Source organism: uncultured Aquimarina sp., assembly GCF_947496855.1.
In the GTDB taxonomy this organism is placed as follows: Bacteria; Bacteroidota; Bacteroidia; order Flavobacteriales; family Flavobacteriaceae; genus Aquimarina.
This window is the reverse complement of the sequence record NZ_CANMED010000002.1, coordinates 351725-377364: the sequence shown is the minus strand read 5'-3', so window position 1 is coordinate 377364 and position 25640 is coordinate 351725. Positions and strand designations below refer to the sequence as shown.

Genomic DNA, 25640 nt, shown 5'->3' with positions numbered 1-25640 from the left:
ACTACTCTCAATTGTCTAAATTCATGAAAAATAAACCATTATTATTAGGACTTTTATTCATCACTCTTCTTAGCGCGTGTAGTCCAAAATCAGAAAAAAAATATAAAACGCTTAAAGAAAAAGCTCTTGGTAAAATTGAACATCTTGAGAGTTTAATGAGTAAAGCGGAAGAAAAATCTTTAGATGTAACAAGAGAAGAAACAACAATATGGTTCTCTAAAGAGTTCCTGAAATTTGCAGATTGGGACGAAGCGAATAAAAATGCAGTTTCAAAGTTGTTCGGTTACGAGCGTTTTTATGCTAAAAACAAAGATTCGTTAGCAGAAAAACTTCCTGATTATGAGCGTACAAAAGTTATCCAGATATTAGATAAAAGTATTGAGGATTTGAATAGAGAATTAAAAGGAGAAATAAAACGTCGTCCTGTATCTAAAGTGGATTGGAAAAATGCCAAGGCAGCGGATAATATGTTTGTAAGTAATGGAAAGCCATCTTTTCCATATGATTATTTTTCAAAAACAGTAGGGCAACCCTTGACGAATGATGCTGTTTACAACGATCATCTAGGTGCTATTTTTCATGGAGGAGAAAACTTATATCCAGTAGATCATGATCGTGCTATCAATTCTTTTCTATTAAAAGAAGATGGGACGTTTGATGAAGAGCTAATGAAAGAACTTACAGGTATTCCAGATACCAATATCGGTTTTCTGATTTATTGGTCTATGGGTATTCCAGAATGGGTAGAGGCAAAAGAACCAGAAATTAGAAAAGGTCGTTCTTTATTCACAGGTTTTGATATTGATAATCCATTGGCTAGAGATGTATGGGGGAAAATTATACGTCATACAGGAGAATTAACCAAAGGTAAAAAGGTCACCGAGTTAGGATATATTTTTGCTAACGAACCACATTGGTATTCAGAAAAAGGACATTGGACACATCGGTATAAAGAGATGAATGAAATTTCATCCTATACTTTAAATAAATTTAGGTCTTGGTTGAAAAATAAATACAAGAACAACATCAATAAATTAAATACTAATTGGGATACTAAATTTAGTAGCTTTAATAAGGTTGATATTAAAATACCAATTGATAAGTCCTTAATAGGTAAGCCTATTTGGTATGACTGGAGTCGTTATAATATGCAAAGAACTACAGAGTGGTTTACGTTTAATCAAGATGAATTACATGCAGTTAATCCAGAGGCAGATACACACATAAAATTATTCCCGAGAACTTTTTATGAAGATTCACGTTCTCACGGAATGGATTTTGAAGCGCTTACCGAGTTAACTACTATGATTGGCCATGATGCTAAAGCTCTTGGTGGTCCAAGTATCAGATCACATATTAATTCGGATTGGCATAAGCAATATGCTTATAAATGGGATGGAATGGCAATTTTACATGATTTTTTAGAGTCAGTTAGTCCAAATAAAATTAACGTTAACTCCGAGTCTCATTTTCTTTCTTCAGGAATGTGGAGGGATATGGAAGCACGAACAAGTTACGTTCGTAATGTATATTGGTTATCAACTTTAATGGGAATGGATGCTAATATGGGATGGTTTTGGGCACGCGATCCAGATGGATCACCAGAAGACCGTTTAGAGGGGGAATTAAATTTTTTCGATCCTGGTTTAGGTGGAGCATATGCTGGTTCCAATAATATGCAACCTCACATTGCCAATGAAGTTACTCAAGTAATGTATGATTTGAATTCATTCTCTGAAGAGATTATAGCACTTCGTGAACAGCCTCGCCCGTTACGTTTATTTTATTCAGAAACTTCTGCTATTAATACACCTAAATACATGACCCAAACCGGAAAATTGTATAAGTCTTTATTTTTTGAAGGACTACCATTAGGTTTTGTTACAAAAAACATAATTGAAACGCAAGACAACAGTATTTGGAATGTGGTTGTTGTCCATAATACAAAATATGTTACTGATGCTGAGTTCGCTGCGATACAATCCTATTTAGATAATGGAGGTACTGTAATTATAGATTCATCGGAAAGTTTATCAATGAATGAATATGGTAAAAAACGTACCGAAAAACTAATGACAGGTAAAGGAAAGCTTATGACTTTAAAAAATGCGGATATAACTGAAATCAAAAAAATAGCTTTGGCTGAAGTTGCTGACCACATGCCTGAAGTAATTATTGAATCCGATAACGGTAAAGATTTTAAAACAACCATCTCACGTGTTGTTAAGGAAGAGGATGGTTCCTATTTAGTTAATTTACTTAATGTAGGTCATAGCACAACCAAGATTAAATTATCTTTAAAATCTAGAGCATCAATAACTATCAAAAATTTAATGACATCTAATCCGGTTGATGCGGAATTCAATTTAGCCTCAGAAGAAGTATTGTTATTGAAAATCAAATAACAATGAATCGAATTTTTGGAATATTTATACTATTGTTACTTTTTGCTTGTAATGAGCAAGAAGTTGAAGAAAATAAGAAGCCCAATATATTATTTATTGCCATAGATGATCTTCGTCCAGAATTAGGGTCTTATGGTTCAGAAATTGCTGTAAGCCCTAATTTAGATAAACTGGCAAGTCAAGGTTTGCAATTTAACAATGCTCATTGCCAGCAAGCCATTTGCGGTCCTTCTAGAGCAAGTGTACTCACCGGAATAAGACCAGAGTCAAGTGGTGTTTTTCATAATTACATCAAATTTAGAGAGGTAAATCCTGATGTTGTAACACTTCCACAGTACTTCATGCAAAACGGATATGAAACGGTTTATACAGGAAAAATATTTCATCATAGCGATTTAGATGACGAAAGATCTTGGAGTAGATCTCCCGCTGTAGATAGTATGAAGAAAAAAGGGATAAAAAAGCCGGTAGGATTTGCTTTAAAAGAAAATAATGAAAAGCGTGCTAAAGTTAGAAAAGAAATGGTAGCGAAATATGGCAACGTGGCTAAATATGGTTTGGCTTCTGGTGTAGCATATGAATCTGCTGATGTAGCGGATAATGTCTATCAGGATGGTTACAACACTCAATTAGCTATTGCTACGATGAAAGAAATGCTTGCTAAAAAAAATGGGGAACCTTTTTTTTTAGGTTTAGGCTTTAATAAACCACATCTAAATTGGGTAGCACCAAAAAAATACTGGGATCTATATAATAGAAATGATATTAACCTTGCCATAGAAACGAAAAAACCAAAAAATGCAGCCGAAATGGGATTGCATCCATCTTTTGAACTCCGAGTAAGAAGTGGAATTCCTAAGAAAGGACCAATAGACAAGGAGCTAGCGATTACTTTAAAACATGCCTATTTGGCTTGTGTGAGTTATGTGGATGCACAGATCGGTAAGATGATTAACGCATTAGAAGATGAAGGCATTCGTGATAATACAATTATCATTGTTTGGAGTGACCACGGATTTCATTTAGGAGATATGGGAATTTGGGGGAAAGCAACTAATTATGAAATTGCGACACGTGTCCCTTTAATGATTTGGACACCAGATATGCCAAAAGGAAGTCGAGGAAAAACAACTGATGCTTTGGTAGAATTGGTTGATATGTATCCAACATTAGCAGATTTAGCTGAAATAGAAATCCCTAATCATGTTGAAGGTACAAGCTTTAAACCTTTACTAGAAAACCCAAATGCGCCATGGAAAGGTGCTGCATTTAGTCAATTTCCGTCGCCTGCATTAAGAGAATGGGGAGCTTTTCCGCTCAGACCAGCTATGCGGGAAACGTATTTTGGACCATTATTAGATGAAGTCGAAGAACGTATTAAAATACAACAAGGCGATAAATGGAATAGAGATCTGTTTGAAAACACCTTGATGGGGTATGCAATGCGAACAGAACAATACAGGTTTGTGGTTTGGAAAGATAGAGCAAATCCAGAAAAAGAACCCGTTTTTATTGAGTTGTTTGATCATAAAATAGACCCAACAGAAACAAAAAATATCGCTGAAACTAATCCTGAAATTGTTAAAGAATTGATGGTTCAATTCAACAAAGGCTGGAAAGGAAATAGTCCAATGAAATAAAATACCCTAAACATGAAGAGAAGAGATTTTTTTAAGAAAGGAACGACAGCAGCTGTTGCAGCTGGAGTAGTGCCAATGGTATTTGCTTCTTGTGCTAGTTCTAAAGATATGGTTTACGATAAAATCGAAGATAAATGGTATCATTTAGGAACAGGAAAAACAGGTACACCAAATAGAAAACCAATAGTTAATTATGATGTTGCAGTTATTGGTGGAGGAGCAGCTGGTATTTGTGCTGCTGTTGCCGCAGCTAGAAATGACTCAAAAACGGTATTGATTCAAGATAGACCTGCTTTAGGAGGCAATGCCTCAAGCGAAATACGAGTGCATCTAAATGGTGTTAATAATATCAAAGGAAAAGCAGAGCGTGAAACAGGTATTATAGAAGAAATATTATTACATAATCGTTTCGAAAATGAGCAAGAATCTTTTCCTGTTTTTGATCACGTCTTGTACGATTTTGTTGTTCGTGAACCCAATCTAACTTTGATGCTAAATACACAAGCTATTGAGGCTGTAATGGATGGCGATAAAATTAAATCGGCAGTATGTTGGCAAGCTACAACCGAAAAAATGTACACCATCAATGCACCTATTTTTATTGATTGTTCAGGAGACGGGTTATTAGCCGCAACTGCTGGTGCAGAATACAGAACAGGTAGAGAAGGTAAGGCCGAATTTAACGAAACTTTCGCACCAGATGAGCCAGATGGCTGGCAGATGGGGGCTACACTTTTAATGTCTTCAAAAGATATGGGAAGACCAATGAAATACTCTCCACCATCCTACGCTATAAAATACACACATGAGGGTGCACATTCACGTAGACATTTTAAATGGTTTAAAGATGGTATTTGGTGGATAGAAATTGGTAGTAACGATGATATTATTGCAGATGCAGAAAAAAATCGTCATAAATTAATGGCGTTTCTCCATGGCGTTTGGGATTATATTAAAAATTCTGGAAAGTTTCCCGAAGCAGAAAATTTGGCTTTAGACTGGGTAGGGTCTTTACCAGGTAGACGAGAATCTCGTCGTTTTATTGGAGATTATATTGTTTCTGAACGTGATATGACAGAGCATAAGCATTTCGATGATGCTATAGCTTTTGGTGGATGGTCTCTAGATGAACATAATCCTGGAGGAATTGAAAATATTTCAGAGCCACCAAGTTATTTCCATTATCATTTTAAAGAAGTATATCAATTTCCGTTTAGAAGCTTGTATTCTAAGAATATTTCGAATTTAATGTTTGCTGGTCGTAATGTGAGTCAGACACATATCGCTTTATCATCGAGTAGAATTATGGCTACTTGCGCATTACAAGGACAAGCGGTTGGTACAGCTGCAACAATTTGCAATAAAAGGAATATCTTACCTAGAGAAGTCGCTCAAAAGCATGTTAATGAATTACAGGAGCAATTGCTTAGAGATGATGCGTTTATTCCAAAGCGACCTGCAAAAGATGCTAATGATCTAGCTAGAAAAGCTAATTTAATATTTGCTTCTTCAACATCTTCAGGCGATGTCAATAATTTAACTAATGGGATGTCGAGAGATATTGACGGTAAAATTAATCATTGGCAATCGGATGGTTTATCTGCTGAAATTCAAATGGAATGGGAGAATCTAATCTCACTTTCTAATATAGAGTTAAAGTGCGATACCAATCTAAAACGTAATATCATGATGCGTAAGGATAGTAGAAATGATGATTTATATGGTAACCATATTCCTAAGGAAATGTTGAAAGCCTTAAGTTTTGAAGGTCGCGTTAATGGACAATGGAAGAACCTTGGCAAAATTGAAGCTAATAGAACACGTTTAATTAAATTGAAGTTCGAGACCATCAAAACAACAGCTATTAGAGTTAAAATGACTGAAACTTATGGTAAAAAAAATGTAAAATTATTCGAAATACGTTGTTATGTTTAATTAATGATAAGTCAAACTAAAATAGCATTTTTGTGGTTAATTCCACTGATTTTTATTTTCAATGGGATTGTTTCCCAAAGGCAATCCGAATTCAATGAAATTAAACACACAGTTTTAATTAAGCATCCTGGAGAGAAATATGCTGTGAAAACAACGCTTACAGAAGTGCAAAATGAAGAAGGTCTTCCTATTGAATATTATATGGATGTTAAATCCGTGATTTGTTTAGCAGAGGTTTGTAAGGTCATTCCTGTGACATTATATTGGAATAATATTGGAGGATATCAAAATTATAGACTTCAGAAAGGCACTACTTTAGAAAAATATGAAGCCGACTTATTTGAACCCAACGATTACAAAAAACTGCATAGTATTTTAGAAAATCAGAATTCGCCTTTCAAAGATATTTTTATTGAAGATATTTGGACAGTTCCCAGTACAATAGGAGATCAGGGTATTGATGCTGTTTCTGGTGCTACAATTTTACAGTTAGACGACAAAGATACAGTTCCTGGTGCGGCCCTAACCTGTTATACCTTGTGGCATTGGGCAAATGGAAATATCGTTTCTGTAATTAAGAAAAAAACAGGTGAATCTACTTCTATCGAGCAATTAAAAATGTTTATTTCGAATAAAAATGAAGTCTATTTTGATATTGCTTTAAGTGTTTTGAAAGAAAAAAATAATTATTATAAACCATTTGTAGAAGCCATTATTCAGCGTGCAGCAAACGAAGATAATTTACTTCGAGAAACATTTGATTACTTAGAAAACGCTACCCCCGATATTTATTTGCAAGCCATATTAGACTTATTTTTACAAGGTGCGAAAAAGCAAAAACTAGCGGCAGTTCGTTCGTTGAATAATTCAGAGGTTAATATATCCAAAACGTATTTAGATAGTTTAAGCAAAGAATTGAATCGACTAAAATCTTTTCAAGAAGTAACTGCCTTGTTAGAACTGATGCAGAATAAGAATCCAAATTCTTCTGTTGTTAATCAAAATGTTGTGCCACTATTGGACTCAAATTTTTTAATTGCAAGACGCGCTTATTGGTTTTTAACAAATCAAAAACTTGATAATAGTCAAAAAGAACGCATATCTAATTTTTATAAGATTCATAAGCAGAAATTATAATCTATTGATATTGATTTCGACACTATCTTGTTGTAAAACTAAAGTGCCAGATTATGACGATTGTTGTACTTCGCGCTATTTTAAAATAATTAGTGGAGATTGCAGGGGTAAAATATTGCACATATAAGATAATATCAGTAGTTGAAATATGGTTGAATTTAATGAAATTGTGAAACCAAATTTAAATAAATTAAATATGCAAATACGTCTTATTCTTATTGGTTTTTTAGGACTTGTCCTAAGTTGTAAATCAAAAGAAACAAGCAAAGAAGAAATTTTCGAAAAGAAACCTAATATTTTATTTATTGCTATTGATGACTTGCGACCAGAAATAGGAGCTTATGGTTCTGATATTGCAGTCACTCCAAATTTGGACAAGTTGGCAAGTGAAGGTTTATTGTTTGATCGCGCTTATTGTCAAGAGGCTATTTGCAGTCCATCTAGAGCAAGTCTAATGACTGGTGCTAGACCAGAAACTATAAGCGTAGTGGAGAATTTCACATATTTTAGAGAGGCTAATCCAGATATAATTACACTTCCGCAACATTTTAGAAACAATGGATATGAAACTGTACATACAGGTAAGATTTATCATAAACCAGCCTTTGCAGATCCAGAGCTTTCTTGGAGTAGAACTCCGGCAATTAATAAAATGACAGTTGAAAAAAGTGATACACCTGGGGGATTTGCAAATCCAGAAAGTCAAGAAATGTTCAAAAAGAATAGGGCAGATATGATTGCCAGATATGGGCCAAATGCACCGAGAAACGGTTTAGGTAAAGGACCAGCTTACGAAAATGCAGATGTACCAGATACGTTCTACGAGGATGGTTATAATGCTGAACTAGCTATTGTGACATTGAGAGACATGTTAGAAAAAAATCCTGATAAGCCTTTCTTTCTGGGAATGGGAATGAAAAAGCCGCATTTGGATTGGTTGGCACCAAAAAAGTATTGGGATTTATACAATCGTGAGGATGTAAAACTGACTGAGTATAAGAATATGCCCAAAAATGGCGCAACTATGGGGTTGCATCCTTCTTTTGAATTACGTGCAAGATTTGGAATTCCAAAGAAAGGAGATATTGATGATGAGATGGCAAAAACATTGAAGCACGCATACCTTGCCTGCGTATCCTATATTGATGCTCAAATAGGGAAAATGATTAAGGGCCTAGAAGATGCTGGAGTGAGAGATAATACAATTATCATTGTTTGGAGTGACCATGGTTGGCATTTAGGTGATATGGGAATTTGGGGAAAAGCGACAAATTATGAAATTGGAACACGGGTTCCTTTGATGATTTGGACACCTGATATGTCAGCAAATAGCATAGGTAAAAAAACAGATGCTTTAGTAGAATTGGTTGATATGTATCCGACATTGGTCGAACTCGCTGGATTAGAAAAGCCAGCTCATCTCGAGGGACAAAGTTTTGTGCCATTACTGGATAATCCGGAGAGAAAATGGAAAGATGCAGCATTTAGCCAATTTCCAACACCTGCATTGAGAGAATGGGCGGCAAATCCGTTATCAAAAGGTATGCGTGAAACTTATTTTGGACCATTGATAGAAGAAGTAGAAGAAAAAATAATAGCGCAACAAGGTGAGAAATGGGATAGAAATTTATTTGAAAATGACTTAATGGGGTACGCAATGCGAACCGATAGATATCGCTTTATTGTATGGAAAAATTATAAAAATAAAGATGAAAAACCTGTTTTCATAGAATTATTTGACCATAAATCTGATCCTAATGAGACTGTAAATATTGCTCAAAGTAATCCGAAAATTGTAAATGAACTTATGATCCAATTTAATAAAGGTTGGGAAGGAAATAAAGCAAAATAATTTTATGGATTTAGAAATTTTATATCGTGTATATTTAGTAAGGATCATTTTGTTATTATTTGTCTCAACTTGTTGTATCTCACAATCCAAAAAAGATGAAAGTGAAATAGTGTTTTCAGAAAATGAAAATATTATTTCACTAGAAAATCGTAATCGTAGAAAGTTTGATAACGCTGTTATTGCAGATCTTGATCAAGACGGTTTTCTAGATTTACTTCTTACGGATCATTCTAGAAGAGTTGAGTTATTTTGGAATAATAAGGGAGTATTTGAAAAAGGAGATCCTTTTATTTTCGGGGATACGCATGGTATTGCTGTTGCAGATTATAATATGGACGGTATTATGGATGTCATTGTACAACCTGGTGGGGGAGGTGGTAAAAAACCTAGAAAAGTGAAAGTTTTTCAGGTACAAAAAAACCGCAAAATTTTTGGAGGAGATGCTTTTGAGCATTTTGAAGGTGGAAGTGGTCGTGCAGCTAAGTTGATTGATTATGATCTTGATGGTAAATTAGATTTAATAACATCTGTTTTTCCTCATAAAGATAAATTAGAACGAGCAAACGTATTATATCAAGCAAACGATGAAAAAGGCTTTAATTTTATAGAACATCTTCCATATGGAAATCGCTTTGATACTCGTATATCATTAATAGATTTTAATACAGATAATACAAAAGACTTTTTAGCGCATGGCCGCAAAAATGTAACCGCAGTTCAAAGCCAACAGACTGGGGGATTCAAAAATGTATCTGAAACTATAATTCCAGATTTCATGAACTTGAGTAATGTGAATAGTGTTTCTCAAATAGATATAGATAATGATGGAGATTTTGATCTGTTTTTAACGAGATCTAAGGAGCCATTTGGAATAGAAAGTGATTATAATGAAGAAAAGAAGACATTTTACTTTTTTGCTCGGACCAAGGCTATCAAATATGATGATTTAGAAATTGAAGGAGATTTCTTTATTGAAAATCTACAGATGTCTTTTCCGGATTTTAGAATTTTTATGGGTGCTAAAAAGAAGGAATGGACACGCACGCTGGATAAGCACGGCCATCATGATGTGAAAATACAAAAGGAAGAAGCAGAGGGGTTTCCTGAGGATATTTCGGAAAAAGGTCTTTACATAGGATATGTGGGTGGCAATATGTGGCGTATAGGTGGATTTACAAAATCTCCTACATCTGGAGTTATTCATAACGTTATGAAAGCACCTAAAATTATAGAGCTTAAAAGTATGCCGGCAAAGTTATTAGAGAATCGTGACGGTATTTTTGTAGATGTTACTAGTGCTCAGGGAATTGATATAAAAGGGCAAACTAGCAGCAGCGCAGTAGGCGATTTTAATAATGATGGATGGTCGGATATTTTTGTGCTAAGATTTGGAAATCCTGCTGTAGAAACAAAGCAAATTCTTCTCATTAACAACAAAGGAAAAGGATACAGTCGTGCAGATAATCATGGGATTATTACCACAGAGTTAGGAGCAACAGGAATGGGTGCAGATGCCTTTGATTATGATAAAGATGGTGATTTAGACATCATATTTGCAAATGAACGTGGTAAATGGCATTTGTTCACAAATAATTATAACTCAATATCAGATAAATACGTGCTTATAAATGTAGGTTATTCGCCTTCAGGAAAAGCAACTGCAATGGGAGCTGTTTTAACGATTAATGCATGTGGAAACACATACAAAAGAATCGTGGGTGAAACATCATCATCGTATTCGCATAGTTTTAATACACAATTGCATGTAGGCTTAGGTGCTTGTGAAAAAATAGAATCAGCAACAGTTTTGTGGAGTAATGGTGAGCAAGCAAATGTATTTATTAATAAATTAAATACAAGATATACCATTGGAACGAGTAAAATAAACTAATATAAATCATCCTCAAATTGAAATCTATAAACACATTTTTTTTAACTGTAACAGTATTGGTTGTGCTCAATTGTAAAGCACAGCAAACTGAAACAGTTTTGATTAAAGAGAATTATAAAAATTGGAATTGGAAAAACGTTCACGTCGCAAAAAACAAGTACATCAGTTTAGCTGTAGTCCCAGATGCTGGCGGACGAATTTTAGAATATAATTTAGGAGAAGTTCCTTCGTTATGGATAAATTCAAAAATGTTAGGAAAAACATTCTCGGCAACAGATGAAATAAAGCAAAATGAATGGCGAAACTTTGGAGGGTATAGGTTAGTGCCATTACCTTATGAAAATTGTTCCGTAGATAAGGAAGGGAAAAGAGGTAAGCGTTGGCCGCCACCAGTAATTATTGGAGCAGCCACTTATGATGTTAAAGTAGGTGAAAATGATTTAGGATTTCAAACCATTGAAGCTACTTCTGGAATACAGCAACTACCAGTACCAAGGTTTTTTGGGAACAAAGGTTTCGTACATCCGGTTAAAATTGAAGAAGAATTACAATATTCTAGAATACTTTACATAGAACCTAATAGCAGCTTAGTCTACATAGACCATATACTTAAAAATGTTGGAAATACTACCGTAAAGCGTGGTTTGAAAATATCGAGTCAGCATGTTTCTGAAACTGAGTTAGGTTTACATGATGGTGAAAATTATGTGGCTTATGTGCCTTTTAATAAAGATTTAAAATTACCGAACGGAGAGCAATTCGAAATAACTACAAATCCAGATCAGCGCTGGCGATATCTTAATCGTAATCGTTTTAAACTGGATAAAAATAATCCAAAACATATTGAAAAATATTATAATCATGGAACGAATTGGAATGGGGAAGTAGCACCAGGAATTTATGAGATAGAATATGACTATAATCAAATGGCGGGCATTCATATGATTGCTTCAGAATCTTGGTTGTGTTATGTAAACAAGAAAACCAGTACTGCTTTTGCGAAAATCATGGAACCTTATAATCCTAAATTAGAATATGATCATGGTTTAAATAATGCTGTTTTTTGCAGCGGTTTATCAGAAGGTTATATTGAGACTGAGGTACAAACACCACTTTATGAGTTAAGTCCAAATGAAAGTTTTAATTACAAAGAAATTCATGGTGCTGCGCAAATAGAAGATGCTCCAGTTATTGCGGTTAATCTAGCTGGTATAACAACTAAAAAACTTACTGTTAGCAAGAATTCAAATATAATTACCGGAAAATACGGTGTTTTTAGTGAGGGCAAAACCAGTTTAAAGGTCATGGATATGAATGGTAAAATTATTCAAGTAAAAGAATTACAGGAAGTTAACCCACTAGAGGTGTTCTATTTAAACACAACAATTGAATTAGCAAAACAAGCTGCATCCATAGTAGTTTACATAAAAAATGTAGATGGTAAGGAAATTTTATTAGATCATACTATAATTAACTAATATGAAAAAAGTATTTTCTATTATACTCATTATCCTTATAGGAGCCAGTTGTAGCACGTTAAAAGAAACGACCACTACAGCTAGTATGGCGCAATCTAGAATTAAGGAATTAGAAATTTTAATTACAAAGCTAGAACAAAAGGGAATAAATTCTTACAAAGAAAAACTAGCTATCGCAACATCTCAAGAGTTTTTAAAATATGCGGACTGGGACGAGCGCAATGAAGAAACAAACCTAGCTGTTTTTAAAAATTATAAGCTATACAAAGATAATGCGGCTGCTTATGCGAAGAACCTTCCAGAATTTGAACGAAAAGATGTAGTTCTGTTGCTAGAAAAAAGTATCAAGCAGGCAACAGATTTACTTAACGGTATAACTACACGAGAAAACTACAGGAGACCAGACTGGTCTAATCTAGAAATAAAAGGCAATCAAATTCTTGATAACGGGAAACCTGTCTTTCTCTCAGATTATACATGGCAACAAAGTTCTAAGGTGCTAGATGAATATTTTGGCTCGATGGACCGTTCTTTAATAGGCCCTAATGACTTAATTAATATACAAGGTGATCTAAAAAAGAGCTGGTTAGAAAAACATAAATCAGGTAAAACAGGAGAAGCTGGAGTGGTATTTGTTTCACATACTAATATGCCAGTATGGACTAAGCAAGCTTATGGAGAAGATTTTGATACGATTATGGGAAAACCATTTACCCATTATGATATAGATAATCCAGGAGCTCGAGATGTATATGCAAAGTTATTCAAAAAAACCATACCTTATTTTCATAAAGACAAAGCTAGCCAGCTAGGATATATGCTAATTAATGAGCCTAGATGGAGTAATTATGTAAATAGGAAAAAGGCAAACTGGTATGGCTCTGAGGTATCTCATTATACTACGGATAAATTTGTAATTTGGCTTGTTCAAAAGCATGGAACGCTATCTAATGTTAATAAAATCTGGCAGACTAACTTTGATAATTATGATGAGTTAATTGCTTCATTACCTGTAGAATTTGCAGAAACGGGAACTCCTAAATGGTATGATTGGTCAACTTTTAATGAAGATCGAGTAACTGATTGGATCAGTTTTTTGATAACAGAGCTTAAAAAATATGATAATAATGCCCGTATACACGTAAAAGTGATGCCTTCTATTTTTACAGATAATAATCCAGACGCAGGAATAGATTGGGAAGCAATTATCGAGTTAAGTGGCATAAACGGTAATGATGCCGCATCCCATTATACGATGGATAGACCTAGTAAAGCTACCTGGATGAAAGATTACAGCTGGAACTGGAGAGAACTATTTATGGGATATGATTTTCTTAAATCATTACAGCCAGATCAAGTTAACATGAACTCTGAAAGTCATTTTTTAAGTGGTAACCATTCTAGAGATTTGTATATGGATCCTGCTTATGTACGAGCATCTTACTGGAGCGCACATACACTAGGATTAAATGCAACCCAAACCTGGTACTGGCCTAGGAGGTTAGATGGCTCGTTAAGAAAAGGAACTCTAAAGGGTTATGCAGGTTCTAATAACCACCAGCCGCGAGTTACTTATGAAGTAGAAAACACGTTGATAGATCTTAATACATATTCTGAAGAGATAACACTTTTTCAAAATGAGCGCAAACCTCTACGTCTATTTTATTCAAAGACCAGTGCAAAGAACAAAACTGAGTATATGGATGAGCAATTTGAGCTCTATGAGAGTCTTAGTTTTGAGGGATTGTCCTTAGGCTTTGTGACACAAAATGTTTTGAAAAGAATAGATCATAAAGAATGGAATGCTGTTCTCATATATAAAACTCCTCGCGTAACTCAAGATGAATTATCTCAAATCCAAGACTACCTTTATAAAGGTGGTGTGGTTTTTATAGATGATGAAAGTTTAAAAGGAGATGAATATGGGTTTAAATTACCGGAGTTAGTTGCAAGTCAAGGTAAAATTATTAGGACTACGTCTCTGGTAGAAATGAAATCTAAAAGTTTAAAATATTTAGAAAATAAAAATCTTCTTCCCGAAATTGAACTAGTTGAAAATAGCGGAGCTACTTCAAAAAAATGCCTTTGGAGAGTTATTACAGATACGGAAGGTAAACATATCTTATCTATTACTAGTACAGGAAAGGAAACGATAGAACTTAGAATAAAAACCAGAGAAGATAAAGAATTAAAGGGATTTAAAGATATAATAACAGGAACAACAATGGAGGATGATATCGTTATTAAACCTTACCAAGTATTATTTATAAAAAATTAAAATGATGAAAAAAATAGGAGTATTTATATGGGGTAGTGTAATGATATTATGCTTTGTAGGATGCAATTCCCCAAGAACTGATAATACCGAGAATGAGTCCAAGACTATAGCAATAAATACAAAATTAACCTCAGTAACTAAAAGACCAAATATTTTATTGGTGTTGTGCGATGACTTAGGATATGCGGATGTAGGCTTCAATGGATCAAACGACATAAAAACACCTTCTTTAGATGCTTTGGCTTCAACAGGAACAAAGTTAACTTCTGCCTATGTTCCCCATCCATTTTGCGGCCCGAGTCGTGCAGGTATAATGACAGGGCGTTATGCACATACTATTGGTGCTCAATTTAATTTACCTCCTAATAGTGAAACAATAGGAAAAGGGATTGATACTAATGAGACTTTTATGAGTAAGGTGCTGCAAGAATCTGGTTATAGAACTGGGTTGGTTGGCAAGTGGCACTTAGGCGCTATTGATAAATATCATCCGAACAACAGAGGTTTTGATGATTTCTATGGCTTTCTGGGAGGAGGACATAATTATCATCCAGAAGATTACAAAACTAAGTATGCAAAAGCAAAAGCAAAAGGTACGGAGGTCATTTGGGATTATTTGAGTCCTTTAGAGTATAATGGAAAAGAAGTGGTAGATGATAATCAGTATTTGACAGACGTTTTATCAAATCAAGGTGTTCGATTCATAGAAGAATATTCGAAGAAAGATGATCCATTCTTTTTATTTATGTCATACAACGCACCACATACACCTTTAGAGGCAAAAAAAGAAGATATGGAGATGTTTTCTAATATAAAAGATAAAAATCGACGTACATATGCTGCAATGGTTTATGCTGTAGATCGAGGTGTTGGTAAAATGATTGAAAAACTGAAGGCAACAGGAGAATATGAAAATACACTTATTATATTCTTTAGTGATAATGGAGGAAGACTAGATAAAGGAGCGAATAACTTTCCGTTAAAAGAAGGGAAAGGCAGTGTGTATGAAGGTGGTTATCGAGTTCCTATGTTCTTTCATTGGGCAGGTAAAGTGCCGTCTGGGATGATTTATAATCATCCGGTATCAGCCTTAGATTTATATCCTACGCTAACAACATTAGCTGAAGCTGGTAATAAAATTCCTTCTGATAAGATATTAACGGGTAAAAATATATGGGATGATTTTTTGGCGAATAAAGAAGTGAAAGAGAGAGGACATATTTTTACAATGAGACATAGAAATGGTTTTAGTGATGTAGGTATACGAAATGGAAAGTGGAAGGCAGTAAAGGCCTTTCAAGAAAAATGGAAACTATTTAATATTGAAGAAGATATTAATGAATCTAGAGATATTAGTTCGAGTCATGCAGAGATTCTTAAAAAATTAGTTATAGAAGCAAAGACTTGGAGCAGAACACATATTCAACCAAGATGGTGGCATAATAATGAGACGGGAGAAGAATGGAAAATAGACGAAATGCCTCATTTTGAAAAGACATTTAGTATTGATTAATAATGATTTAATGATGCTAAATATTTGTTGTTAATTGAAGGCTTCGTAGAAATACGGAGCCTTTATGTTAAATTATTAATATTGGTTTAATTACACTTTTAAAATTTAAGCACTGGCTTATTTAGAATTCCATCTTTTATACCAATAGTTTGGATCGCTTGCTTATATCTATTTCTTATAATCGGTATTATAAAAATTGAACATTATCCTATGTCTTAAGTTAATGATCCATAGTAAATTGGCTTATATTTATTATGCGTAATAACAGGGGGCTATATCATTTTTATGGTTTTGTATTTTGGTTGATAAGTTTAACTATGGGAGTTTTTTTTGGAGGACCTCAAAAATCACTTAGCTATATTTTTAGTTGGATTAATAATTTATTTTATACAAGTTATTTTTGATCCAGATCAGATGCTTTATTGCTATATGGATTGAAAGAAAGCGTCTAAAATAAAAGTATTGTACAGATTTATTATATAGAAGCTAAATTCCCCATTTTTTTATTTGAATATATATAATGTAAACTATTTTTTTTTATAATTATTTGATTTTTAGTTTTTTGTATTGTGTTTTTGTCTTTTTTTTTGAAATAAAGATGATAAGATAGTTTAGTCTTTAGGTAATTTTATGTATGTGATATGTTTTTGATAAAAGTAGTTTTGTATAACTAAATTAGAACTTAATAAACTCCAAAAATGATCCCTGTCTTTTCCCCCAAAAACACCCTTTCTGATACTATTCTTGTAGAATGTGATTTTATTCAAAACTTCTTAATTAATGAAACTTCAAAATACTTAACACAAAGTTTTTAAAACATCAATTTATACATAATATCTCCAAAACATTCGTAGTCTATATCTATTGAAAATTGTTTTGTAGGGGTTAATGTTTTTAGAAATTAAAATTTTTAAGAACAGATTTAATATAGCCAGAGAAGCAGAATGATCTTTTATCCTTCACAAGACGATTTATCCGTACTTATTTATAACCAAACTATTAAACTATCGTAAACCTTAAAACCAAACACCTATTAAAATGAAAAAAAATAATTTTTTTACACTTGTTGCAATTTTATTTGTAGCATTTAATTCTATTGGTCAAACATTCGATGAAAAGACCTTCGAAGAAAGAATCCGTCCTTACGGAGAAGCAGATAACCCTGATATTTCGTGGAGAATACGATGGGATAGGTCAGATTTATTTAAAAACGATGATTTTCCAGATCCAGCTTTTAAATATGATACTAGGAAATGGGCTAAAACTCCTGAAGATGTGCAGACTTGGGTATGGAGAAATAAGGAAAATATCCAGCAGCGAAATGGTTCCCTATTTATCACCGCGAGATATAAGGAATCTGGTTTTCCAGAAAAAAGAGTTTCGAAAGGTTGTATAAATGGATTCCCAGATAGTAACACGGCACCTGTTAGATTTTCAACAGGTATGTTAAGAGGTACTACACCGGATTTTGTTTATGGATACTATGAAGCAGCTGTAAAAGGAAGTGCAGGTTTCCCTGGAGTTTCACCGGCATTCTGGTTATATAATACCATAAGATCAAATGCAAACGTAGGTCAGGTACGATATTCAGAAATTGATATTGTAGAAATTACTCAGGAAGGAACAAGTGAAGCAACAAGAAAAGTAATGGATCATAATTTACACGCTATTACTTCTGCTTCGACGGTACAACAATTTGACCCTACACTCAATAGACCTGTTGGAGCTTATAAACCGAGAGTAGATTCAAACGGAGGTTTGACAGTAGGACCTTTACCTAGTACTGCGGGAAGAAGATGGTGGAGGCCAAAGCAAAATACTGCAGCACAAAGAAATGAAACACACGAATTTGAGCCACGTGATATTAATATTTTTGGATGTTTGGTAACTGAAAAAGAAATTGTTTGGTACGTTAACGGAAAAGAAATAGGAAGAAAACCAAATGTATTATGGCAAAATGACCCATCGAACCCTATGAGAATTACTTTTTCTTTGGGAATTAGAGCACCGTACACTCAATTTTGTAGTAATAGATTTGTATTGCCGGATCCAAGTGTTTTAAATAGAGCTAAGGATTTCTTTCCACAAACTATGCAAGTTTTATACGTAAAAGTATTTGAACCAACTAGTGAGCCAAGTACGAAAATTGATGTGAATAATGTAGTTATAAAAGAATCAGAAGTACCATTACGAGTAGGTGGTAATACTATACTTACACCTGTAATTGCTCCTAAAAAAGCTACAAATAAAGGCTTCACTTTTTATAGCGTTTCAGGTATGGATGTTGCTAGAGTAGATTCTAAGACGGGTATAGTTACTGCCTTAAAAAGAGGATCTGCAACATTTAGAGTTATAACTGATGATGGAAATTTCTTTGACGACATAACTTTAACTGTTGAAGCTAACCCAGGGCAAACAAGAAATACTACTATTCCAGTTCCTCCAGGATCTGCAGGTTTAGCGCCAACAGGTACTGATAATACTGATAACAATATCAATTGTGGTAATATACCTGTATGGAATGCTTCTGATGATTACTCAAGAGATGATAGAGTTAAATTTAGAGGTAAAGTATATAAGTTAATATTTGGCGCTGGTAGATGTGAGCCAGGAGGGGATAGTACCTGTTCTGAAAGACAATGGGAAAGAATAGGTTCTTGTGGTAATGGAAACGGAAACGGAAATGAGGTAAACTGTTCCAGTATTCCTAAATGGGTTAAGAGTGGTGAGTATTCAATTGGGAATAGAGTAAAACTTGAAGCTAAAGTATTTAGATTGATTTCAAGTAATGGTAAATGTAAACCTGGAGCTGATTTAGATTGCTCTAGAGGGCAATGGAAAGAAATTGGTTCTTGCGGAAATAACAAAAGTTCTAATAATATATCTATTTTGTCTAATGAGATTGAGGTTTATCCTAATCCAACAGTAAACGTTGTTAATATTACATCTAGAAAAGGATCAACAATATCAATTATTAATCCTAAAGGAAAAGTAGTAAAAACAAAAGTTGTTCAAGGAGAAGTTACTTCTTTTGATACACATGGTTTACCTAAGGGTTTATATCTTGTGAAGATAAATAATAAGAAGAAAGTTGTTACTAAGAAATTAATAATAAAATAAAACCATAAAGTAGATTATATACTTTTAAACACAAACTCACTAATTAACGATAGTTTAGTTTTTATATAAATGTCTTCATAATTTTAAATTGTGAAGGCATTTATCTTTATAGTTATTTAACCTCTGCACTAATATTAGAAAAACTATTTGTTTATACTACTTTCCTTTTTAATTTGGGTTTATAAGTATTATGATTCCAAAAAAGGATTGATCATACAAAAAAAAGTATTTCATTTTCATTTACGAAATATGTAAATATGGTAAAATAATGTAAGTAATGGGTAGTTACAACCCGTAATGATGAAGCTTAGTCTAGTTTCTTTGTTTTGTAATGAAAGTAAGTTTCTGTACTCTAAAATAAAATTTTAGAATCCTATAGGATAGAGATTAGGAGTATAGTTTTAACAAGGAAAACAAGGATTTATAATATATGAGTTTTATTTTTTTATTGTAAATCCGCAATATAGTTTTTAAGTTTTCTTCTGCTTTCGTTTCAATGGTTATTTAATACATAAAGTTAAAATAGTTAAAGTAAATGACTTTACCACAACAATTTATAAGCTGTGATTGGGGAACTTCTAATTTTAGAATTCGACTAATCGATTCACTTAATTTGAAAGTTTTAGAGGAGTTTAAAACTGATATGGGTGTAAATAAGTTATACCAAAAGTTTAAAAATCAAGACAGGGTTTCGCAAGAACAGTTTTTTAAAGATTATCTTATAGAACAAGTAAGATTATTTACAGAGTTAAAGGAGGGTGAGATATTGATAGTTGCCTCTGGGATGATTACTTCGGCTATTGGTATGACTGAACTACCGTACGCAAAGGTGCCGATATCATTTAGTTGTGAAGACTTATTTATTGAATTCAAATCTTTAGGAAAAGATTTTCAAATTCTATTGATATCTGGTTTAAAAACGAAGAATAATGTAATGCGAGGAGAAGAGATTCAAGCAATAGGTCTCATAGAATATTTACCTGCGGATTCAGAAGGTATTTTAATTTTACCCGGAACACATAGTAAACATATTAATTTTAAATTAAACAAAATAAATGATTTCACCACTTTTATGACAGGTGAACTTTTTGAAATTTTTAGTGAATATAGTATTCTATCGAATTCAATAAAAAGAATGGAATGGGATTCTAAATTTATAGGCTCTTTTTTAGAAGGTGTAAAGGTGGGTACAACTAACACTCACATGTCTTCTTTTTTCTCGATAAGAGCAAATCATTTACTTCATAATACTTTATTGGAAAAAAACTACTACTATCTTTCTGGGATGCTTATAGGAAGTGAATTAGCTTATCTTAAAAACACAAAAGAAAAAATATTTTTGTCGTCTTCTGGAATTTTAAATGAGTTGTATTTACGAGCTCTTACTTCTTTTATATCAGCCGACAGGGTATTTTGTTTTGAAGAAGAAGCAATAGATAAAGCTTTAATAACCGGTCATAAAAAAATGATTGAAGGAGTTACTATTAATAAATAAAACACAAGTTTTACTCGTTAAATACTCTTAAACTATTCAAAGACCACAAGAGTTTGAATTGCATATTTATAGTTTTTTTGTGATTATTTTTATCAAATAAAACGAATAATAGGTAAAATAATGTTATAACAGGAATAATTACGTAAATGAGAGTGGTTTTGTTAGGTTTAGATTTGTGTAGATATTTTTTTTAAAAAATTAACTAAAACACAAACTTAAACTAACAAACGTTATGAAAACAACAATTAGAAAGTCAAAAAAAATCTTTCTTTTATTAGTAGTAATAGCTTTAGGAAGCTGTTCTAATGAATTAGAAGAATTAGATGAAACATTAAAAGAAACAGGTCCAGCTATAGAAAGAGCTCCTAGTCAGTTTCAAAATGCAAATTTTTATACTCCACCTGCGTCAAATATTAGAAAAGTTCAGTTTACCGGCACAACGACTGCACAACTAAACCAATTAATTAATCAAAATTCAAAGCCTGATGGTCCAGGTGTTATTATTGAAATTCCTAGAAGAGCCTATAATTGGAACAAAGTGGCTTTAAAATCAAATATTCATTTACAGATTGCTGGCGGAACTACAATTAAATTTGATGGTACACGAGGAGGTGTCTTTTCCATAGGAGCTGGTCGCGGTGGTCAACGACTTAAAAATGTAAGTATTAGTGGACAAGGTGGGCAAAAATTTACAGTAGATATTTCCGCCACGAATCTTGTTAATCAAAACGTCAATGTGGTCAAAATTGGACGTGTTGATAACTTTAGAGTTGCTGACATAAATATCAAAGACAGAAGATCTTCTGTGAATTCTATAGTGTTAGTTCATGTAGGAAGAGCTTCAGAAGACAGACCTGGTCCTGCTGATGGAGTTATAGAAAATATTAAGCAAACCGGATCTCATACGGGATACGGATTAATACAAACCTACAGTGCCGATAATGTACTATTCAAGAATCTAGATTGTGACGGAGGTGTTACATTAAGAATGGAAACTGATGACATAGTCATGAAAAGTGAATTAAAGAATGGTTCTAAAAAAGGAGGAATTAAGGATATTTTTGCTTACAATATTAAAAATACGAATGGTATAACGCCTGTAATGTTTTCTCCTCATTTTGTTAAAAACGGGAAAGTAACTGTCGAAAAAGTTAATGCTACAGGATCTACTTTTGCTGTTAGAGTCGAAAAAGGATTTTTAGAATTATTTGATCTAAACGATACATTTCCTATAAATAATGATGGACAAAGAAGGTTCCAACAATTTATTGAAAATCAGTTTAACATCAATGGGACTGCTTTATCTGGAAGAGCTTATAAACGTAATAACGGAAGAAGATGGGCTGTTAGATTATCTCCTGCTGCAAGTACTGCTCCTAGAAACGCTTTTGTTAAAAATCAATTAGGTGAAATAGGAAATGGATTAGAAGCGGGTGGTTTTACTAACGCTAATGTGAAAAATATTACCGCAAAATATCAAAATGATAGAGGAGCAAAAATAAAACAAATTCATTTACAGTTTATTCCGTGTAGTATTTGGGGCAACGGTTTAAGAAACCCTGGTACAAGTTTAAATATGTTCAATGGGTTTGAATATCACGGGCCTTCAGTAGCTTTAAGTTATGATAATACTACTGGTGGTAATACAGGAGGGAACTATAGAGTAACTTTGGCGAATCAACGATTTAATGGTTTTCCTAATGGATTTATTCAAAATATTAAGTCAAATACAAGCTCTGTATGTAGCAATGGTTCTGGTGCTATTACTAATTATATTGCAAGTTTTCCAAACTAATTGTATAAGTTTTTTAAATTAAAGAAGACTCCTTTGATTCTATATCAAAGGAGTTTTTGTTGTTCATTCTATCTTTTAAGTTGTATTTGAAACCTGTTAATTTTATATTTATTTCAGGCTTTTATTAGTTTTAATATTAATTTGTTAGAAAAGAGGTCTATTTTATTTATTACCTCTATTTTTACTATAGTATAAGGTAAAAATCGTTACTATGATTAAGAGATCAGAAAAAATGCAGTACGAGTTTGACAAACTCTTTACTGATTTAAAAAACGAGAACGAAACTGCTTTTAATGAATTACATGGTATTTTCAAGCAAGGTTCCTGTAAAAAAGGAGAAACACTGATTCAGATTCACAAACCTTGCACAAATTTATACTGGATAACATCTGGAGTTATTAAACAATACCAGGATAGAGAAGATGGTACTCGATATACAAAGTGGTTCGCTTTTGAGGGAGAGCTACTATCTTCACCCCATAGCTTTAAATTCGGTGATCCTTCCTCTGAAGGTGCAGATGCACTAGAAGATTGTGAATTTATGGTTATGTCTCGGACTGATGGTGATGCTCTTTGTGAAAAATACAACTGTGTCGATAGGTTCTTCAGATTATTGGCGGAACTCTATTTTATAGAATCCAATGCACGCGTATTTTTTATGCAAGCATATAGCGCTAAAGAAAAATACGATCACATCATGAAGTACAATTCCCATATGTTACTTCGATTACCGCAACAAGAGATTGCATCATTTCTAGGTATAAGAAAAGAAACTTTAAGTCGTATTCGCAAGTATTCTTAAGCCTTCATTGATGTCATATCTATTTTTTTTAGACTATTTTTTCATAGTTTACAAAACTTATGCGTAATTTTTTTACATCTTTTGATTCGGAAAATCATTGTTTGATAAATTTAAAAAGACTTCTTCTTTCCTGCTTTTATAAAGACAAGTACAACTTTATATGAATTAAAAAACGTTTGGAATTCTAAATAGATAATTAGTTTTTAATCCGAAATTTTAACGCATATCAAATTTATTGACATTTGTCAATTTTGTTATTATTCTTCAATAGTAATTTTATCTAGAATTTTAAAACTGGCAAAAGTAAACAACATTATTCATTATCTATCAATAATCATTTCACCAAATAAAAGGGCTTTTTTACTCTTTGTTTAGACTGCTGAAACAATAAAATATTTTTTTAAAATAGGTAAATATTGATTTACAAGGTATTTTTTTAGTAGTATAAAGTTTGATTATTAGTTGTTTGCGTGCTATTTTATTTGTGTTGTAAAGGGTAAAAAGGTATAAATATCATCAAAATGACAATAAAGCAATTAACATTACTACTTATTCAATCATTAGAAGTTACTACAGAAAATTGGCTTACTAGTCCAGGCGTTTTAGGAACTATATTTTTGGTGTTTCTCATCATTTTTTTAGGGATCTTCATTTTTATCAAACGTTTAAATATTTATGTAGATCTTCTTAAAAAAAACACAAAAGATCTTACAGAAGAGGAGTTTGAACGTCGTTTATTTAATCTTGATAAGGAAGAGGTTGACGAAATTTTAGAATTACGTCGACAAGGTTTTGATAAAAACAAAAAAACAAAACCCCAATTAGCTAATGATATAAAATCAAAGAACACTGGGTTTATAAAAAAAATTATCAACCCAAAGAACCCTTTGTTCGATGAAAAATCTAGATCTACAGTCAAAATAGAAGTATCTCAAGAATTAAAAGAAATTGTTGTTTGGTATCTGGGCGCAGCGGTATTTTGGCTCATTTTTGGGACACTTGTTGGTCAGTACTTAGGGATGAAGTTTGTTTGGCCAGATATGGACAATACACCTTGGTTGTCCTTTGGAAGATTAAGGCCAGTGCACACTAATACCGTTTTTTGGGGTTGGGGATCGATGGCAATGGTTGGTTTAGGTCATTATGTAATCTCCAGAACATCTAATACAGAAATATATAGTTATTCTCGATCTAAAGCTGCTTTTTGGTTAATGAATACAGCTGTGTTTATTGGTAACCTGTCTTTAATGGCTGGAATAAATAATGGTGGTGGTGAATATAGAGAATACATCTGGCCTATTATGATATTATTTGCTATTGGTTTGATCATCACCTTCTTTAATTTTTATAAAACCGTAGCAAAACGTAAAATTTCAGAAATATATATATCTAATTGGTTTATTCTAGCCGCACTTATTTGGACCACTGTTTTAACTTTTATTGGTTACTTCCCAACGTATCAAGAAGGATTAGGAGAGACCGTTATACAGGGGTATTATATGCACCAAGGAGTAGGAATGTGGTTTATGACCTTTACTTTAGGGTTGGTTTATTATTTCTTACCATCATCCCTTAATAAGCCTATCTATTCCTATTCATTGGGTGTTTTAGCTTTCTGGACACAGATGTTATTTTATACCTTAATAGGTACGCATCACTTTGTATTTAGTCCTTTGCCCTGGTGGTTGCAGACTGTGGCTATTGTTTTTAGTGCTGGAATGTTTATACCCGTATTCGCAGGTAGCACCAACTTTTATATGACGATGCGTGGTAATTGGAATCAAATTTCAAAAAGTTATGTTTTACCTTTTTTCTTAGTTGGTGTAGTATTCTATTTTGTAGGCTCAGTCCAAGGCAGTTTTCAAGCGTTCAGGTTTACTAATTATCTATGGCATTTTACTGATTTCAATGTCGCGCACTCACATATGACAATGTATGGCATCATAACCTTCTTAATTTGGGCGTGTATGTATACTATTATTCCAAAAATTACGGGAAATGAACCACCACAAAGATTTGTAGGTGCACATTTTTGGCTCGCTTTTGTAGGTCTTTTTGCATATATGATTTCAATGATGGCTGGTGGGACTCTAAAAGGATTGAGTTGGATAGAAGGCAATCCATTTATTGAATCAGTCATCTTAATGGAAAACTTCTGGGTTTGGCGAGCTGTAGGAGGATCATTAATGTTCGTTTCTCATATCATTTTTGGATATAATTTCTACCTAATGATTCAAAAAAAGAAAATAGCTAAAATTTCTCGTAAGCAAACATTAGAAACTCAAATAAATTAATACAT

General features: G+C 33.2%; 14 protein-coding genes. All 14 read left to right on the top strand.

Features of this window, described 5'->3' with window-relative positions; all coding sequences use genetic code 11:
• Nucleotides 1-23 precede the first annotated feature (23 nt).
• The 14 genes from Q0921_RS07690 to Q0921_RS07625 all read left to right on the top strand — a co-directional run bounded on the left by Q0921_RS07690 (nt 24) and on the right by Q0921_RS07625 (nt 25635).
• Complete coding sequence (locus Q0921_RS07690; protein WP_299255642.1) at nt 24-2405, top strand: beta-galactosidase; 2382 nt, start codon at nt 24-26, stop codon at nt 2403-2405.
• A gap of 2 nt (nt 2406-2407) precedes the next feature.
• Nucleotides 2408-4045 (top strand): sulfatase, encoded by a 1638-nt coding sequence (locus Q0921_RS07685; protein WP_299255640.1) that lies wholly within the window; start codon nt 2408-2410, stop codon nt 4043-4045.
• A 12-nt stretch (nt 4046-4057) separates the two neighbouring features.
• A complete protein-coding gene (locus Q0921_RS07680; protein WP_299255638.1) occupies nt 4058-5980 on the top strand; it encodes an FAD-dependent oxidoreductase in 1923 nt (640 codons plus the stop codon).
• A gap of 3 nt (nt 5981-5983) precedes the next feature.
• A complete protein-coding gene (locus tag Q0921_RS07675; RefSeq protein WP_299255636.1) occupies nt 5984-7117 on the top strand; it encodes a hypothetical protein in 1134 nt (377 codons plus the stop codon).
• Nucleotides 7118-7313: 196 nt separating this feature from the next.
• Nucleotides 7314-8969, top strand: coding sequence for a sulfatase (locus Q0921_RS07670; RefSeq protein ID WP_299255634.1), 1656 nt, complete (start codon nt 7314-7316; stop codon nt 8967-8969).
• A 4-nt stretch (nt 8970-8973) separates the two neighbouring features.
• Entirely contained in the window at nt 8974-10860 is a 1887-nt protein-coding gene (locus Q0921_RS07665; RefSeq protein WP_299255632.1) for a CRTAC1 family protein, read from the top strand.
• Nucleotides 10861-10877: 17 nt separating this feature from the next.
• Entirely contained in the window at nt 10878-12338 is a 1461-nt protein-coding gene (locus Q0921_RS07660) for a hypothetical protein (RefSeq protein WP_299255630.1), read from the top strand.
• 1 nt (nt 12339) lies between these two features.
• Nucleotides 12340-14616 carry a beta-galactosidase gene (locus Q0921_RS07655; RefSeq protein ID WP_299255628.1) on the top strand — a complete coding sequence of 759 codons (2277 nt, stop codon included), beginning with the start codon at nt 12340-12342 and terminating at the stop codon, nt 14614-14616.
• Between the two features lie 4 nt (nt 14617-14620).
• Entirely contained in the window at nt 14621-16129 is a 1509-nt protein-coding gene (locus tag Q0921_RS07650; RefSeq protein WP_299255626.1) for a sulfatase-like hydrolase/transferase, read from the top strand.
• A gap of 1038 nt (nt 16130-17167) precedes the next feature.
• Nucleotides 17168-19249 (top strand): T9SS type A sorting domain-containing protein, encoded by a 2082-nt coding sequence (locus tag Q0921_RS07645; protein WP_299255624.1) that lies wholly within the window; start codon nt 17168-17170, stop codon nt 19247-19249.
• A 535-nt stretch (nt 19250-19784) separates the two neighbouring features.
• A complete protein-coding gene (locus Q0921_RS07640) occupies nt 19785-20744 on the top strand; it encodes a 2-dehydro-3-deoxygalactonokinase (protein ID WP_299255622.1) in 960 nt (319 codons plus the stop codon).
• Nucleotides 20745-20976: 232 nt separating this feature from the next.
• On the top strand, nt 20977-22539 hold the full coding sequence (locus Q0921_RS07635) for a hypothetical protein (RefSeq protein WP_299255620.1): 1563 nt from the start codon (nt 20977-20979) through the stop codon (nt 22537-22539).
• A gap of 211 nt (nt 22540-22750) precedes the next feature.
• Entirely contained in the window at nt 22751-23341 is a 591-nt protein-coding gene (locus Q0921_RS07630) for a Crp/Fnr family transcriptional regulator (RefSeq protein WP_299255618.1), read from the top strand.
• 521 nt (nt 23342-23862) lie between these two features.
• Nucleotides 23863-25635: a cbb3-type cytochrome c oxidase subunit I gene (locus tag Q0921_RS07625; RefSeq protein WP_299255616.1), complete on the top strand. Its 1773-nt coding sequence runs from the start codon at nt 23863-23865 to the stop codon at nt 25633-25635.
• Nucleotides 25636-25640 lie beyond the last annotated feature (5 nt).